Raw genomic sequence first — 526 nt, forward strand, 5'->3', positions numbered from 1 at the left:
TGGGCCTCCAGCGCCGCCGGGTCCACCCGGCCCTGGGCCACGTCGTCGGCCAGGCTCATCGCGCCGTTGATGGCGTCGTGCTTGGTCAGGTTGGTCATCGTTCGATCTCCTTCTGCTCGACCACCTCGGCATCGACCACTTCGAGCAGCCGCCGCCGGGCGTCGGCGATGATGTCCGACGCGGTGGTGTTGAGGTTGACGTTCAGGGTGTCCGAGCCGATGGCGAACCAGCGGGCCAGCTCGGCGTCGTTGGAGGCCAGCGCGCGGAGCAGGGAAGCCACGGAGGCATGGTCGCCCGCCGCCTGGGCGCGGGCCAGGGCGACGGTGCCCTGGGACGACCGGAAGCGGTTGCGCTCCAGCAGCTCGGCGAACACCGCCTCGGCGGACGGTGGCGGGTTGCGCCGCTGGTGGGCCTTGTACGCCTGCTGCGCCGCGCCCACGGATTTGAACCCCAGCTCGTCGCGAATCTTGGACCACGACAGGCCAGCGACGGCGCGGAGGTAGACCACGCGCTCGGCTCGGGCGCG

General features: G+C 71.7%; 1 protein-coding gene. It reads right to left on the reverse strand.

Translation table 11 applies throughout. The features are described from left to right. Positions 1 to 94: 94 nt before the first annotated feature. Positions 95 to 526: hypothetical protein (locus BST40_RS28500; RefSeq protein WP_208618959.1), on the reverse strand; the 432-nt coding region annotated here is incomplete at its 5' end.

The organism is Mycobacterium persicum (genome assembly GCF_002086675.1).
Lineage (GTDB): Bacteria > Actinomycetota > Actinomycetes > Mycobacteriales > Mycobacteriaceae > Mycobacterium > Mycobacterium persicum.